The sequence below is a fragment of the Streptomyces sp. NPDC032822 genome, assembly GCF_055578825.1.
This window is the reverse complement of sequence record NZ_JBVIOL010000007.1, coordinates 302,867-317,126: the sequence shown is the minus strand read 5'-3', so window position 1 is coordinate 317,126 and position 14,260 is coordinate 302,867. Positions and strand designations below refer to the sequence as shown.

15 protein-coding genes and 1 pseudogene are annotated in these 14,260 nt (G+C 72.5%); 10 read left to right on the top strand and 6 right to left on the bottom strand.

Annotated features, from left to right (window positions below):
* Nucleotides 1-115 precede the first annotated feature (115 nt).
* The 4 genes and pseudogenes from ACZ5VD_RS21985 to ACZ5VD_RS21970 form a co-directional block, all read left to right on the top strand.
* Nucleotides 116-988, top strand: a pseudogene (locus ACZ5VD_RS21985) (ABC transporter ATP-binding protein); the annotation flags it as partial.
* On the top strand, nt 985-1,725 hold the full coding sequence (locus tag ACZ5VD_RS21980; RefSeq protein ID WP_468547257.1) for an ABC transporter permease: 741 nt from the start codon (nt 985-987) through the stop codon (nt 1,723-1,725). The pseudogene ACZ5VD_RS21985 and the gene ACZ5VD_RS21980, both read left to right, overlap by 4 nt.
* Entirely contained in the window at nt 1,722-2,882 is a 1,161-nt protein-coding gene (locus tag ACZ5VD_RS21975) for a sensor histidine kinase (protein ID WP_468682981.1), read from the top strand. The genes ACZ5VD_RS21980 and ACZ5VD_RS21975 overlap by 4 nt, the downstream gene beginning before the upstream one ends.
* Nucleotides 2,879-3,496 carry a response regulator gene (locus ACZ5VD_RS21970; RefSeq protein ID WP_468547255.1) on the top strand — a complete coding sequence of 206 codons (618 nt, stop codon included), beginning with the start codon at nt 2,879-2,881 and terminating at the stop codon, nt 3,494-3,496. The genes ACZ5VD_RS21975 and ACZ5VD_RS21970 overlap by 4 nt, the downstream gene beginning before the upstream one ends.
* 105 nt (nt 3,497-3,601) lie before the next feature.
* On the opposite strand, the gene ACZ5VD_RS21965 is transcribed toward ACZ5VD_RS21970, so the two are convergent.
* The gene (locus tag ACZ5VD_RS21965; protein ID WP_468682980.1) at nt 3,602-4,453 is read right to left on the bottom strand and encodes a transglutaminase-like and tetratricopeptide repeat-containing protein; all 852 of its coding nucleotides are present in this window, start codon (nt 4,451-4,453) and stop codon (nt 3,602-3,604) included.
* Between the two features lie 29 nt (nt 4,454-4,482).
* Nucleotides 4,483-5,505, bottom strand: a complete 1,023-nt coding sequence (locus tag ACZ5VD_RS21960; protein ID WP_468547253.1) for a GNAT family N-acetyltransferase — start codon at nt 5,503-5,505, stop codon at nt 4,483-4,485.
* Nucleotides 5,506-5,646: 141 nt separating this feature from the next.
* On the opposite strand from ACZ5VD_RS21960, the gene fdxA reads away from it, so the two are divergent.
* Nucleotides 5,647-5,967, top strand: a complete 321-nt coding sequence (gene fdxA, locus ACZ5VD_RS21955; protein ID WP_010474859.1) for a ferredoxin — start codon at nt 5,647-5,649, stop codon at nt 5,965-5,967.
* A gap of 138 nt (nt 5,968-6,105) precedes the next feature.
* Nucleotides 6,106-7,203, top strand: coding sequence for a bifunctional succinyldiaminopimelate transaminase/glutamate-prephenate aminotransferase (locus tag ACZ5VD_RS21950; RefSeq protein ID WP_468547252.1), 1,098 nt, complete (start codon nt 6,106-6,108; stop codon nt 7,201-7,203).
* A 167-nt stretch (nt 7,204-7,370) separates the two neighbouring features.
* Here the strand turns inward: ACZ5VD_RS21950 and ACZ5VD_RS21945 are convergent, their stop codons facing one another.
* Nucleotides 7,371-7,808, bottom strand: coding sequence for an ATP-binding protein (locus tag ACZ5VD_RS21945; RefSeq protein WP_468547251.1), 438 nt, complete (start codon nt 7,806-7,808; stop codon nt 7,371-7,373).
* Between the two features lie 284 nt (nt 7,809-8,092).
* Nucleotides 8,093-9,091, bottom strand: a complete 999-nt coding sequence (locus ACZ5VD_RS21940; RefSeq protein ID WP_468682979.1) for a VldE C-terminal domain-containing protein — start codon at nt 9,089-9,091, stop codon at nt 8,093-8,095.
* Between the two features lie 85 nt (nt 9,092-9,176).
* Here ACZ5VD_RS21940 and dapE point away from each other — a divergent pair, with 85 nt between their 5' ends.
* On the top strand, nt 9,177-10,256 hold the full coding sequence (gene dapE / locus ACZ5VD_RS21935) for a succinyl-diaminopimelate desuccinylase (RefSeq protein ID WP_468682978.1): 1,080 nt from the start codon (nt 9,177-9,179) through the stop codon (nt 10,254-10,256).
* A 122-nt stretch (nt 10,257-10,378) separates the two neighbouring features.
* Nucleotides 10,379-11,137, top strand: a complete 759-nt coding sequence (locus ACZ5VD_RS21930) for an LOG family protein (protein ID WP_468547248.1) — start codon at nt 10,379-10,381, stop codon at nt 11,135-11,137.
* A 152-nt stretch (nt 11,138-11,289) separates the two neighbouring features.
* Here ACZ5VD_RS21930 and folP read toward each other — a convergent pair whose 3' ends face one another.
* Nucleotides 11,290-12,150: a dihydropteroate synthase gene (folP, locus tag ACZ5VD_RS21925; protein ID WP_468547247.1), complete on the bottom strand. Its 861-nt coding sequence runs from the start codon at nt 12,148-12,150 to the stop codon at nt 11,290-11,292.
* 153 nt (nt 12,151-12,303) lie between these two features.
* Here folP and ACZ5VD_RS21920 point away from each other — a divergent pair, with 153 nt between their 5' ends.
* Together ACZ5VD_RS21920 and ACZ5VD_RS21915 are read left to right on the top strand one after the other, a co-directional pair.
* A complete protein-coding gene (locus tag ACZ5VD_RS21920; protein ID WP_468547819.1) occupies nt 12,304-12,654 on the top strand; it encodes a DivIVA domain-containing protein in 351 nt (116 codons plus the stop codon).
* Nucleotides 12,651-13,235 carry a DNA-3-methyladenine glycosylase I gene (locus ACZ5VD_RS21915; protein WP_468547246.1) on the top strand — a complete coding sequence of 195 codons (585 nt, stop codon included), beginning with the start codon at nt 12,651-12,653 and terminating at the stop codon, nt 13,233-13,235. The genes ACZ5VD_RS21920 and ACZ5VD_RS21915 overlap by 4 nt, the downstream gene beginning before the upstream one ends.
* A gap of 39 nt (nt 13,236-13,274) precedes the next feature.
* On the opposite strand, the gene chcB is transcribed toward ACZ5VD_RS21915, so the two are convergent.
* A complete protein-coding gene (chcB, locus tag ACZ5VD_RS21910) occupies nt 13,275-14,078 on the bottom strand; it encodes a 2-cyclohexenylcarbonyl CoA isomerase (protein WP_468547245.1) in 804 nt (267 codons plus the stop codon).
* Nucleotides 14,079-14,260: the final 182 nt, after the last annotated feature.

Sequence of the window (14,260 nt, the reverse complement as noted above, 5' to 3'; positions counted from 1 at the left end):
TCCGGACGCCCGACACTGCCCGCGCCCGCACCCCCGAAGCCACCATGGCCGTATGACAACGACAGCCTCGGTGGTCGCGTTCGACCAGGTGAGCAAGGCATTCGGCGCCGTCCGGGCCGTGGACGGCCTGACCCTGACCCTGCGGCCGGGGGAGACCGTCGCGCTCCTGGGGCCCAACGGCGCCGGCAAGTCCACCACCCTCGACCTGCTCCTCGGCCTCAAGCGGCCCGACAGCGGCACGGTCCGGGTCTTCGGTGCCGGCCCCCGGGAGGCCATCGTCGCCGGGCGGGTGGGCGCGATGCTCCAGAGCGGCGGGCTGATGGACGAGGTGACGGTCGCCGAACTGGTCCGGCTCGCCTGTGACCTGCACCCGAGGCCCTACCGTCCCTCCGAGGTGCTGGCCCGCGCCGGGATCACCCAGTTCGCCGACCGCAGGGTAGACAAGCTCTCCGGCGGCCAGGCCCAGCGCGTCCGCTTCGCGCTCGCCACGGCCGGCGACAGCGACCTGATCGTCCTGGACGAGCCCACCACCGGCATGGACGTCACCACCCGCCAGGCCTTCTGGGCCACCATGCGCGAGCAGGCCGACCAGGGCCGCACGGTCCTCTTCGCCACCCACTACCTCGAAGAGGCCGACGCCATCGCCGACCGCGTGCTCGTCCTGCACCGGGGCCGGCTGCTGGCCGACGGCACCGCGGCGGAGATCAAGGCCAAGGCGGGCGCCCGCCGGGTCGCCTTCGACCTGGAGGGCGAGATCGACGAGGCGTCGCTGCGCGCCCTGCCCTTCCTCACCTCGATCACGCTGGCCCACAGCGGCTCCGCCGCGGGCTCGGGCCGCACGGTCCGCATCCAGTCCTCCGACGCCGACGCGACCGTGCACGCCCTCTACGGCCTCGGCCTGTACCCCCGCAACCTCGAAGTCGCGGGGCTCGGTCTGGAGCAGGCCTTCGTCGCCATCACCGCCGCCGAGGAGGCGAAGTCGAAGTGAACGGCCTGATCAAGCTGGAACTCAGCCGCGCCCTGCGCAACCGCAAGTTCCTGTTCTTCTCCGTGATCTACCCGTCGGTCCTGTTCCTGCTCATCGCGGGCAGCGCCGACAGCGCGACGAAGGTCGACGGCACCGGTCTGACCCTGCCGACCTACATGATGGTCTCCATGGCCTCCTTCGGCGCCCTCACCGCGGTCCTGATGGGCAACAGCGAGCGGATCGCGAAGGAGCGGGAGTCCGGATGGGTACGGCAGTTGAGGCTGACCGCCCTGCCGGGCCGCGGCTACGTCCTGGCGAAGACCGCCAGCGCCGCCGTCGTCAGCCTGCCGTCCATCGTCGTGGTCTTCGCCGTCGCCGCCGCCGTCAAGGGCGTACGCCTGGACGCCTGGCAGTGGCTCGCCCTGACCGGCGCGATCTGGGCCGGCAGCCTCGTCTTCGCCGCCCTCGGTGTCGCCATCGGCTACCTGGCGAGCGGGGACGCGGTCCGTCCGATCACCATGATCACCTACTTCGGGCTGTCGATCCTCGGCGGCCTGTGGATGCCCACGACGACCTTCCCGACCTGGCTGCAGGACATCGCCGAGTGGGTGCCCACGCACGCGTACGCTGCCCTGGGACAGGCGATCGAGCAGAGCCAGGCCCCCCATGCCAGGGACATCGCCGTCCTCGCCGTCTTCTTCGCCCTGTTCACCGGCGGCGCAGCCTGGCTGTACCGGAAGGACACCCTTCAGGCGTGAGCGGCGTCGGCATCGGGAAGCGCCCGGAGAACCGCAGACAACGGGCCGTCAAGTCCCTGTGGACCGGCATCTGGCTGGTCTATCTGAGCGCGCCGGTCAACGACCTGCTGCACGGCGGACACAGCGCGGGCGTCCGGGTCCTCGGCTGGACCGGCCTGTTCGCCTTCGTCGTCTGGTACATGTTCCTCGTCTTCCGCACCGGCCGCGGCGAGCGCAACAGCATGGTCCTCGGCTCGCTCGGGGTCCTCGCCGCCCAGTCCACGGTCCTGGCCCTCTCCCTGGGCCGCGAGTGGCTGGTCCTCTTCGTCTACGTCTCCATCGCGTCCGGCGCGGCCCTGCCCCTGCGCATGGCCCGCTGGACCGTCCCCGCCACGTCCGCGCTGATGACCGGGCTCGCCCTCTCCGTGCCGGGCGGCAGGTCCTTCCTGGCCGGACTGCTGATCCCGGCCCTGCTGGGCGGCTTCGCCATGACCGGCGTCCGCGAACTCGTCCGGACGACCATCGCCCTGCGGGAGGCCCGCGCCACCGTCGCCCAGCTCGCCGCCAACGAGGAACGCCTGCGCCTCGCCCGCGACCTGCACGACCTGCTCGGCCACTCCCTCTCCGTGATCACGCTCAAGAGCGAGCTGGCGGGCCGTATGCTCCCCGACCACCCGGACCGGGCGGCCCAGCAGGTCGCCGACATCGAACAGGTCAGCCGCCAGGCCATGGTCGACGTCCGGGAGGCGGTCACCGGCTACCGGCGCCCGCGCCTGGCCGCCGAACTCGCGGGCGCCCAGGTCGCGTTGACGGCCGCCGCGGTCACCGCGGACCTCCCCGCCGAACCCGACCTGGCCGGCATCCCCGAGGAGAGCGAGTCGGCGCTGGCCTGGGCGCTGCGCGAGGCGATCACCAATGTCGTACGGCACAGCGGCGCCCGGCGCTGCACGGTGGAGCTCGTCCGCCGCCAGACCCTCGACGGCCCGGTCCTCGAACTCACCGTCGAGGACGACGGCTCCGGCGGCCCGGGCGGCTGCCCCGGCAACGGCCTCACCGGCCTCACCGAACGCCTGACGAAGGCCGGCGGTCTGCTGGAGGCGGGCGGCACCCGGCACGGATTCCGGCTGGTCGCCCGCGTGCCCGCCGCCGACACCGCGGACATAGGATCCGCCCCATGACGAGCCCCACGATCAAGGTCCTGCTCGCCGAGGACCAGTCGATGGTCCGCGAGGCCCTCGCCGCCCTCCTCGGCCTGGAGGACGACATCGAGGTGGTCGTCCAGGTCGCCCGCGGTGACGAGGTCCTGCGGGCCGCCCGCGAGCACGACATCGACGTGGCCCTCCTCGACATCGAGATGCCGGGCGCCACCGGCATCGAGGCGGCGGCACAACTCCACGCGGAGTTTCCGTCCCTGAGGCTGGTCGTCCTCACCACCTTCGGCCGCCCCGGCTACCTCCGCAGCGCGATGGAGGCCGGCGCCGACGCCTTCCTGGTCAAGGACGCCCCCGCCGCCCAACTCGCCGAAGCCGTCCGCAAGGTACTGGCCGGCGAGCGCGTCATCGACCCCACCCTGGCGGCAGCCGCCCTGGCGGAGGGCGCCAACCCCCTGACGGACCGGGAGCGCGAGGTGCTGCGCGCGGCGGCGGACGGCTCCACGAACGCGGAGTTGGCGGCGGCCCTCCACCTGTCCCAGGGCACGGTCCGCAATTACCTGTCCACGGCGATCCAGAAGTTGGCGGTGAGGAACAGAGCGGAGGCGGTGCGGATCGCCAGGGAGAAGGGCTGGCTGTAGAACGCCGCAGAAGGCGGCCCACCCAGGGGCGCGGGGCTGTGACAGGTGCGGCTCCGCCGGGTGGGCGCGACCGGCCACGACGAGCCCGCAGCCGCCCCGCGACCGTCAGTTGAGCATCGCCCGCGCGGCATGGGCCTGCCCCCGAACCCGTCCCGCAGCCGCCTCGTCCACCGCCCTCACCACCTCCGCGTACGCCTCCAACTCGGCGGCCCCGGCCACGAACTCCCCCCGCTGCACCAACAACTGCGCCCGCTCGTACCGCAACCGCGCGGAATGCGACGGCAGCAGCAGCGACAACTCCACCGCCCACATCGCCACATCCGACCGCTCCGGCCGGGCGGCGGCCCACGCCCGCGCGTTGTTGAGGATCCGCAGCACCACCTCCAGCGGCTCCGCGGGACCCAGCATCGACGGATCCAGCTTCGCCCCCGTCGCCCCCGCCACCAGCACCTCCGCGTCGCCCCCGCTCAACACCCGTCCCCCGTCGAACGGATCAGCCAGCACCTGGTCCTCCGGCGGCCCGAACCCGACCACGAAGTGCCCCGGCAGCGCGACCCCGTACACCGGCGCCCCGGCCCGCCGGGCGACCTCCATCCACACCACCGACAACAGGATCGGCAGCCCACGCCGCCGTCGCAGCACCTCGTGCAGCAGCGAGGACTCAAGCCGCTGATAGTCCGCGGGGACGCCCCGGAAACCGCACCGGTCCCCGAGCAGCTCGCGCATCGACACCGCCCAGGAACGCGGCCCGCCCGGCCGGAACGGCAGCTGTCCGGCCAGCCGGTCCAGTTCGATCTGCGCGGCGTCCAGGCCCGCCTCGTCCAGCGTCCCGTCCGCCTCCGCGCCCACCAGGAGGCACAGCGTGGACAGGTCGGGCCGTTCGGCACGGGCCTCCTGGGCGAACCGGTGACGCAGTTCGGCGGAGCGTTCGGGGGGCGGTGGATAGGGGGGACGCATAGCTGGCTCGTGCCCTTTCACGGCGATCCCTACCGGTCGGTGCCGGCACTTCCGGGCGCGCGGTAGTGGTGGTACGCGTGGTGCGCCGCGAAACCCGTCCGGGCGTACATCGCCCGCGCACCCGCATTGTCCGACTCGACCTGGAGCCACGCCGCCGAGGCGCCCTCCTCCAGGGCCCGGTGGGCGAGCGCGGTCATCACGGCGGAGGCCAGCCCCCGTCGCCGCAGCGCCGGGTCCACCTCGACGGCGGCGAACCCGGCCCACCGCCCGTCCACGACACACCGCCCGATGGCGGCGGGCGCACCACCGGCCTCCGCACTCTCCGAGGCCACGGTCGCGAACCACACCGAGGGCCCGCTGCCCAGCACCTTCAGGGCCACCTCGCTCACCCCCTTGCGCTGATACCGCGCGAGCCACGCCCGGTCCGCCTCCCGGGACAGCGTCACCGGCGGGCCCCCGGCCCGGTCGGCGAGCGGTGCGAGCGCCCCGGTCCACAGCTCGGCGGTCACCTCCCGCGTCCAGCCCCGCCGCTCCAGCTCCGCGCACAGCGGCTCCTGCGTGCCCGCGGCGCCGGTCGCGGTCTGGACGTAGGCGGGCAGACCGCGGTCCCCGTACCAGCCTCGTACGGCGGTCAGGGCCTCGTCGAGAGGCAGGCCCGGGTCACCGAGCGGCAGCACCGAGTTGGCGCGCCGGGTGAACCCGGCGGCGGCCCGCAGCTCCCACTCGCCGAGCCGCTCGCTCTCCACCGGCCGCCAGGCCCGGGAGGCGATGTGCGCGAGTTCCTCGTACGAGGCCGCGGGACCGCGCCGACGGGCCGGGGCGGCCGGTACGACCTTGCCCGCGACCAGCGAGGATTCCGGAATGCGGACACTCTCGCCGTCCCGTCGTGTGATCACCAGCACACCGCTGTCCCATGATGTGAGAACACCCACCGTGTCGGTGAACTTCTCGCCCGTGACGCCAGGTTCGCCCAGGCGCCGTACGGACACCCGTTTACCCACGTCAGCAGCGGTGATGCGGACCACGAGGCGTCCGCTCGCGGAGATTTCCACAGGTAGGTCCACCCCTCCTGTTCGGATCATGCCCAGGAACGGAGATACTAGAGGTGGGCATCGACGACGCCGCGCTCCCGCGCGCCAGGCGGCGGGAGCCTACGGAGGCCCGCCAGCGCCCTATCGAGGAGGAACGACAGCGTGACCTACGTCATCGCGCAGCCTTGTGTCGACGTCAAGGACAAGGCGTGCATCGAGGAGTGCCCGGTCGACTGCATCTACGAGGGCCAGCGGTCCTTGTACATCCACCCGGACGAATGCGTCGACTGTGGTGCCTGTGAGCCGGTCTGCCCGGTCGAGGCGATCTTCTACGAGGACGACACTCCGGAGGAGTGGAAGGACTACTACAAGGCGAACGTCGAGTTCTTCGACGAGCTCGGCTCCCCAGGCGGTGCCAGCAAGCTGGGCCTGATCGAGCGGGACCACCCCTTCATCGCCGCCCTGCCGCCGCAGAACGGCTGAGAGCGGCCCGCGTCACTCGTGCCGCCTCGGTCCCGTACGGCCCGATCGTCCTCGGTCGCCGTGCGGGGCCGAGGCGTTTGCCGTACGAGGGCCGGTGCCGTCGCAGGCCGTGCCGTACCAGAAAGTGAGCTCGAAGCCGTGTCCGCAGTCTCCGACCGTCTCCCCACCTTCCCCTGGGACAAGCTGACGCCGTACAAGGCGACGGCCGCCGCGCATCCGGACGGCATCGTCGACCTGTCCGTCGGCACCCCGGTCGACCCGGTCCCCGAACTGGTCCAGAAAGCGCTGATCGGCGCGGCGGACTCGCCCGGCTACCCGACCGTGTGGGGCACCCCCGAGCTGCGCGACGCGATCACGGGCTGGCTGGAGCGCCGGCTGGGCGCCCGCGAGGTCACCCACCGGCACGTCCTGCCGATCGTCGGCTCCAAGGAACTCGTCGCCTGGCTCCCCACCCAGCTGGGCCTCGGCCCCGGCGACCGGGTCGCGTACCCGCGGCTCGCCTACCCGACGTACGAGGTCGGCGCGCGGCTGGCCCGGGCCGAGTACGAGGTCTTCGACGACCCGACCGCCCTGGACCCGGCCGGCCTCAAGCTCCTCTGGCTGAACTCGCCGTCCAACCCCACCGGCCAGGTCCTCTCCCAGGCCGAGCTGACCCGGATCGTCGCCTGGGCCCGCGAGCACGGCGTGCTGCTCTTCTCCGACGAGTGCTACCTGGAGCTGGGCTGGGAGGCCGACCCGGTCTCCGTCCTGCACCCGGACGTGAACGGCGGTTCCTACGACGGGATCGTCGCCGTCCACTCCCTCTCCAAGCGGTCCAACCTGGCCGGGTACCGCGCCGCGTTCCTCGCCGGCGACCCGGCCGTCCTCGCCCCGCTCCTGGAGATCCGCAAGCACGGCGGCATGATGACCTCCGCGCCCACCCAGGCGGCGGTCGTGGCGGCCCTCGGCGACGACACCCACGTCCACGAACAGCGCGAGCGCTACACCGCCCGCCGTGCCCTGCTCCGCGAGGCCCTGCTGTCCCACGGCTTCCGCATCGAGCACAGCGAGGCCAGCCTCTACCTCTGGGCCACCCGCGACGAGTCCTGCTGGAACACCGTCTCCCACCTCGCCGACCTGGGCATCCTCGTCGCCCCCGGCGACTTCTACGGCGAGGCGGGCGAGCAGTACGTACGCGTGGCCCTCACGGCGACGGACGAGCGGGTCCGAGCGGCGGTGACGAGGCTCGCGAAGTAGCCGCCGTGCCCTGGCTGTGGGCAGTCGTTCCGCAGGGCGGCACGGGTGGGCACAGCCCACGACGCCGGGGGCTCCGGAACACGCGGGGAGCCCGCCGGCGTAGGCCGCACATGGCGACGGGGTCCAGGGAAACACCCTGGACCCCGTCGTCGGTTCGAGCCCGGCGCTCAGCCGATCGGCAGGCTCTTCACCGGCAGCTGGTCCGCACCCGGCAGCCCACCCTTGGTCAGGGAGTCCGTGGGCAGCCCGCCCTTGGTCGCCGTGGAGGCCGTGTCACCGAGGAGGCTCCCGGCGGAGCCCGCGGCGTCACCCGCGGTCTTCTGCGCGGCCGGAGCCGCCTTCTTCACGGCCTTGCCACCGGTCTTGCCCGCGGCCGGCACGGCCTTGCCGCCGGTCTCACCCGCGGTGCCGGTCAGGTTCTGAGCCGCGCCGTCGACCGCGTTGCCGACGCCCGCCCCGTCCAGGGCGGTCAGCCCACCGAGGTTCGGGGCGGCCGGCAGCTCGGGGGCCGCGCTGGCGGAGCCGGCCGCACCGACCCCGGCAGCCGCTCCCGCAGCGACGAGCAGCGCGGCACGGGCGATCCGTCGGGTCAGGGGGAGGGACATGTTGCTCCTTTGACGGGAGGAAACGATCTCTGACGCCGTGACTACCGCTCGAAGCCCGGGAAGGTTGCGGCGGGCCAATGTAAAGAGTTGGCAATGCGTCGCATAATCGTTTCTGGATAAAAACGGGCAAAAAGCGCCCGGCTCGAAAGAGTGCCGACTCCGCACAGCCCTTTGTTCTCAAGGGTTTCGGCGGCCGACGGGGGACAGCGGGGCGGCCCGGCGGAACCCCGCGCACACCCCCGCCGGAACCCGGTCGACGTAACCCTTCCGGGGGATCCCCCGTACTACTGCGCAGTGACGATGCGGACCGCGTCCGTCTCCGGGGCCGTGCCTTCTCGGTCCGCGCTCCCGGCGCCCGCCGTCCCGCCCGGCCGCCACTGGCTGTCCGTGTTCCCGGCCGTCCACTGCCGGCCGGCGTACGAGACCCGTTCGATGCGCAGCGCGGAGGCGTTGGCCACGGCCCAGTGCGCCAGCTGCCAGCCGCGCTCCCCGAGGTCGCGGCCGGAGCCGGAGTCCGTGTCGGCGGTCACGGGCAGCGTGACGGTCCGCCCGCCGCTCCCGCTCGCCGACGGCGTCGAAGTGGGCGTGGGCGTGGGCGTCGACTCCGCGCCCACCTCGGCCGAGGCGGTCTCCAGCACGTCCCGCCCGAAGTCCCGTACCAGCGCGCTGCGTACCGCGTCCGCGCCCGTGGCCCGGGCGGCCGTCTGACGGCCCTCGCAGGTCAGCGTGGCGGCCGACTGCCCGGTGAGGGCGGCGGCGAGCAGCATGGCGTCCGGTTCGTGCTTGGCGTACGCCGTCGGATAGCCGCTGCGCTGCACCTTCTGCGCGGCGACGGTCAGCGGCAGCTCCGTGTAGTCCGCCACCTTGGCGAGGTGCTCGTAGAAGATGTTCGCCGAGTACGTCGGGTCGAGGATCTCCTTCGGCGTGCCCCAGCCCTGCGAGGGCCGCTGCTGGAACAGGCCGAGCGAATCCCGGTCGCCGTGGTCGATGTTGCGCAGCGCCGACTCCTGGAGGGCGGTGGCGAGAGCGATCGTGACGGCCCGCTCGGGCATCCCGCGCCCGGTGCCGACGGCCGCGATCGTCGCCGCGTTCACCGCCTGCTCGGGCGTGAACTCGTAGGTGGCGCCGTCGTCCTTGCCCGAGACGACCTTGCACCCCGGCGTGCCCGCGCCTCCGGTGACGTACTGCACCACGAGGTAACCGGCGACGGCGCACAGGACGACCAGGGCCGCCAGGGAACGGAAGAGGCGGCCACGACGCTTGGGGCGGGACTGGTCTGGCATCGCCACAAGATACTGGAGAGTACTGTGCCCGCTGCGCCGGGTGGGGAAAGTCGGGGGCAACCCCGGGGGAGTTAGGGTCGACAGCATGGCCGACACCCCACTTGACCTGACGCTGGACGGCGCGCGGCTCACCGCGCGGCTTGTCGACTTCCCTTCCGAGAGCGGCACCGAGAAGCCCCTCGCGGACGCGATCGAGACCGCGTTGCGCGCTCTGCCGCACCTCACGGTCGACCGGTACGGCAACAACGTCGTCGCCCGCACCCACCTCGGCCGCTCGGAACGCGTCATTCTCGCCGGCCACATCGACACCGTCCCGATCGCGGACAACGTCCCCTCCCGGCTCGACGACGAGGGCTACCTGTGGGGCTGCGGCACCTGTGACATGAAGTCGGGGGTCGCGGTGCAACTGCGCATCGCGGCGACCGTCCCGGCCCCGAACCGCGACCTCACCTTCGTCTTCTACGACAACGAAGAGGTCGCCGCACACCTCAACGGCCTGAAGCATGTGGCCGAGGCCCACCCCGACTGGCTGCAGGGCGACTTCGCCGTCCTGCTGGAGCCGACGGACGGCCAGGTCGAGGGCGGCTGCCAGGGCACGCTCAGGATGTTCCTCAAGTTCACGGGGGAGCGGGCGCACTCCGCGCGCGCGTGGATGGGCTCCAACGCCATCCACGCCGCCGCCCCGGCGCTCGCCAGGCTCGCCGCCTACGAGCCGCGCAGGCCCGTCGTGGACGGCCTGGAGTTCCACGAGGGCCTCAACGCCGTACGCGTCGAGGGCGGAGTCGCCACCAACGTCATCCCCGACGCCTGCACCCTCGTCGTCAACTTCCGCTACGCGCCCGACCGCAGCGAGGAGGAGGCGGAGGCCTTCGTCCGCGAGTACTTCGCGGACTGCGGCGTCGACGAGTTCGTCGTCGACGACCACACCGGCGGCGCCCGCCCCGGCCTCACTCACCCCGTCGCACAGGCCTTCATGAAGGCCGTCGGCGGCGAGGCCCGCCCCAAGTTCGGCTGGACGGACGTGGCCCGCTTCAGCGCCCTCGGGGTACCCGCGGTGAACTACAGCCCGGGCAACCCGCTTCTCGCCCACAAGGTGGACGAACGGGTGCGGGTCTCCCTCATCCCCGAGACGGAGGAGCGCCTGAGGTCGTGGCTGACGGCGTGAGGGGACATCGCCTCGGGTGACCGTGCGTGGGGGCGCTTCAAGGCGGACATACTCAGGTCCCCCGTCCGTAACCCGCGTAGATCTACGCTGAGGTGGAAAGACGGCAAGCGGAGGGAGCGCACATGGCTACTGGCAACCCCGAGGGCACCAACCAGCCACCGGAGGAGCAGCGCCTGGGACCCGTCCTCCGAAGGCGAGGGCAGGTGCAGGCCAGCACCACCGACCAGCGTCTGCTGGACGCGGGCGGCCCCTCGGACTGGGTCCACACCGACCCGTGGCGCGTCCTGCGCATCCAGTCGGAGTTCATCGAGGGCTTCGGCACACTCGCCGAACTCCCGCCCGCCATCAGCGTGTTCGGCTCGGCGCGGACACCGGCCGACTCGCCGGAGTACGAGGCGGGAGTGCAACTCGGCCGGGGCCTGGTGGAAGCGGGCTTCGCGGTGATCACGGGCGGCGGCCCGGGCGCGATGGAAGCCGCCAACAAGGGCGCCTGCGAGGCGAAGGGCATCTCCGTCGGACTCGGCATCGAGCTCCCCTTCGAGCAGGGACTCAACCCGTACGTCGACATCGGCCTCAACTTCCGCTACTTCTTCGTCCGCAAGATGATGTTCGTGAAGTACGCGCAGGGCTTCGTGGTCCTGCCGGGCGGCCTCGGCACACTGGACGAACTGTTCGAGGCACTCACCCTCGTCCAGACCCAGAAGGTCACCCGCTTCCCGATCGTCCTCTTCGGTACGGAGTACTGGGGCGGCCTCGTCGACTGGGTGAAGAACACCCTGATCGCCCAGGGCAAGGCATCCGAGAAGGACCTGCTGCTGTTCCACCTCACCGACGACGTCGACGAGGCGGTGGCCCTGGTCTCGAAGGAGGCCGGCCGCTAGCGAGCCCCCACGCCGGACGGGCTCCTTTCAGCCCGTCCGGCGTTTGAGGACAAGGCCCTTTCGGGGCCGACAGGGGGTCTGGGGGCGCAGCCCCCAGGGACGGGAAGGGGCGGCGGGGGCGAAAAAATCTCCGGCGGCCCCACCACGGCGCCCTACGCCAGCCCCCGCCGGGCGACCGCGGGAGGACGATGCCCGGCGATCGACGCCACCATGTCCAGCACCTGCCGCGTCTCCGCCACCTCGTGCACCCGGTACACCTGAGCGCCCAGCCACGCGGACACCGCGGTGGTCGCGAGCGTCCCCACCACCCGCTCCTTGAGCGGCTTGTCCAAGGTCTCCCCGACGAAGTCCTTGTTGGACAGGGACACCAGCACCGGCCACCCGGTGCCGACCATCTCGCCCAGCCGCCGCGTCGCCTCCAGACCGTGCCGCGTGTTCTTCCCGAAGTCGTGCCCGGGATCGATCAGCACGGACTCCCGAGGCACCCCCAGCGCCACCGCCCGCTCGGCCAGCCCCACGGTCACCCGCAGGATGTCCGCCATCACGTCGTCGTACGTCACCCGATGCGGCCGGGTACGAGGCTCCGCGCCCCCCGCGTGCGTGCACACCAGCCCCACCCCGTACCGCGCGGCGACCTCCGCGAGGCCCGGATCGACCCCGCCCCAGGCGTCGTTCAGTAGATCCGCGCCCGCCTCGCAGACCGCCTCGCCGACCTCCGCCCGCCAGGTGTCCACGCTGATGACGACCTCGGGGAAGCGCCGCCGGACCTCCGCGACGAAACCGACCGTCCGCCGCGCCTCCTCCTCGGCGGACACCTCCTCGCCAGGCCCTGCCTTCACCCCGCCGATGTCGACGACGACCGCGCCCTCCGCCACCGCCCGCTCCACGCGCGCGAGCGCCGGCTCGTCGAGGAAGGTGGCCCCCTGGTCGTAGAAGGAGTCCGGGGTCCGGTTCACGATCGCCATGATCACCGGCTCGTGCGCGTCGAATTCACGCCTGCCCAGCCTGAGCATCCCCTGTGACCTCACTTCCCACGTCTGTGTCTTCGGCGTCTGCGGCCGCCTGCGACCCTAACTGTCGGACCCGCATGGCACGATCGGACCCTGACACATTCGACGCCGGCGCCCCGCACGCCGGCACCGACCCTGGGGACCTCAGCGATGGTTATGTTCTTGTTCCTGGTCATCGCACTGGCCGTGGTGGTCGCCGCGGTGACGCTCGCCGTCGTCGGCGGCGGCGAGAGCGGCGGGCCGCTGCCCGAGGTCGCGCCCGAGCGCCTTCAGGACCCGCTGCCGCCGGACCGCCCGGTCAACCGCGCCGACATCGAGACCCTGCGCTTCCCGCTGGCCGCCCGCGGCTACCGCATGGCCGACGTCGACGACGCGCTCGGCCGCCTCGGCGCGGAACTCGCCGAGCGGGACGCCCGGATCGCCGACCTGGAGTCCGCGCTGGCCGGTGCGCAGGCCGTCGCGACCCACATCGCCATGGACAAGTCCGCCCCGGAGGACCGGTCATGAGCGAGGGCACCGCGCTCCCCGGTCCGGACGGCGCGCTGCGCTGCCCCTGGGCGCTGTCCACCGAGGACTACGTGACGTACCACGACGAGGAGTGGGGCCGCCCGGTCCACGGCGACGACGCGCTCTTCGAACGGCTCAGCCTGGAGGCCTTCCAGTCCGGCCTGTCCTGGATCACGATCCTGCGCCGCCGCCCCACCTTCCGCGCCGCCTTCGCCGGCTTCGAGATCGCCAAGGTCGCCGTCTTCACCGACGGCGACCGCGAGCGCCTCCTCGCCGACCCGGGCATCATCCGCAACCGCGCCAAGGTCGACGCGACCCTCGCCAACGCGCGCGTGCTGACCGACTGGGCCCCGGGCGACCTGGACGACCTGATCTGGTCCCACGCCCCGGACCCGGCGACGCGCCCGGCCCCGAAGACACTTTCCGACGTCCCGGCGGTCACCCCCGAGTCGACGGCCCTGTCGAAGGCCCTGAAGAAGCGAGGGCTGCGGTTCGTCGGCCCGACGACGGCGTACGCCCTGATGCAGGCGTGCGGCCTGGTGGACGACCACCTGGAGAGCTGCGTGGCCCGACAGGGCTGAGCAGCCCCGTCCGGCGCCTCCTGGAGCCGGCCTCCCGGCTCACCGGCCCAGGTACTTGGGCTTCTCCTTGTTCACGAAGGCCTGCACCGCGATGGCATGGTCCTCGGACCGGCCCGCCCGCGTCTGCAGCTCGTCCTCCTTCTCCAGGGTCTCGGCCAGGGAGTGCGACAGCCCGTAGGCCACCGCCTCCTTGATCGCCCCGTACGCCACCGTCGGCCCCGCGGCCAGCGCCCGCGCCACCTTCTCCGCCTCGGCGCGCAGATCGGCCGACGGCACGACCCGGTTGGCGATCCCGAGCTCGTGGGCCTCCTGGGCCGTGACACTCCGCGGGAAGAGCAGCAGGTCGGCGGCGCGGCCGGGGCCGATCACGCGCGGCAGCGTCCAGGAGACGCCGGAGTCGGCGGTCAGCGCCACGCCCGCGAAGGACGTGTTGAAGGCGGCCGTGTCCGCCACGACCCGGTAGTCCGCGGCCAGCGCGAACCCGAGGCCGGCCCCGGCCGCGACCCCGTTCACCCCGGCCACCACGGGCTTGCGCATCTCCGTCAGCGCCCGAGCGATCGGGTTGTAGTGCTCCCGGACCGTGCTCATGGTCTGCCCGGTGCCCGCCTCGCGGTCGGAGGCCAGCAGCCCGATGTGCTCCTTGAGGTCCTGGCCCACACAGAAGGCCCGCTCCCCGGCCGCGGTCAGCAGCACCGCCCGTACGGCCTCGTCGGCCGCCGCGGCCAGCACCGCCTCACGGAGGGCGACCTTGGTGGCGATGTTCAGCGCGTTCATCGCCTCCGGGCGGTTGAGCACGATCGTCGCGAGTCCGTCGCTCACCTCGTACAGCACGGTGTCGGCCATGGCATGTCCCCTCCGGTTCGCGGCTCGGACGTACCCGCCGGTACGTCCCGGTGTCCGAAGGACAGCATGGCGGAGATCATCGTGCGGGGACCGGACCGGACGTGTGACCTGCGTCAAAGAAATCGGCACCGCATCCGGCCGACGGACGTCCGTGCGGCGGCGCAGTATCGCAGTCACATCGC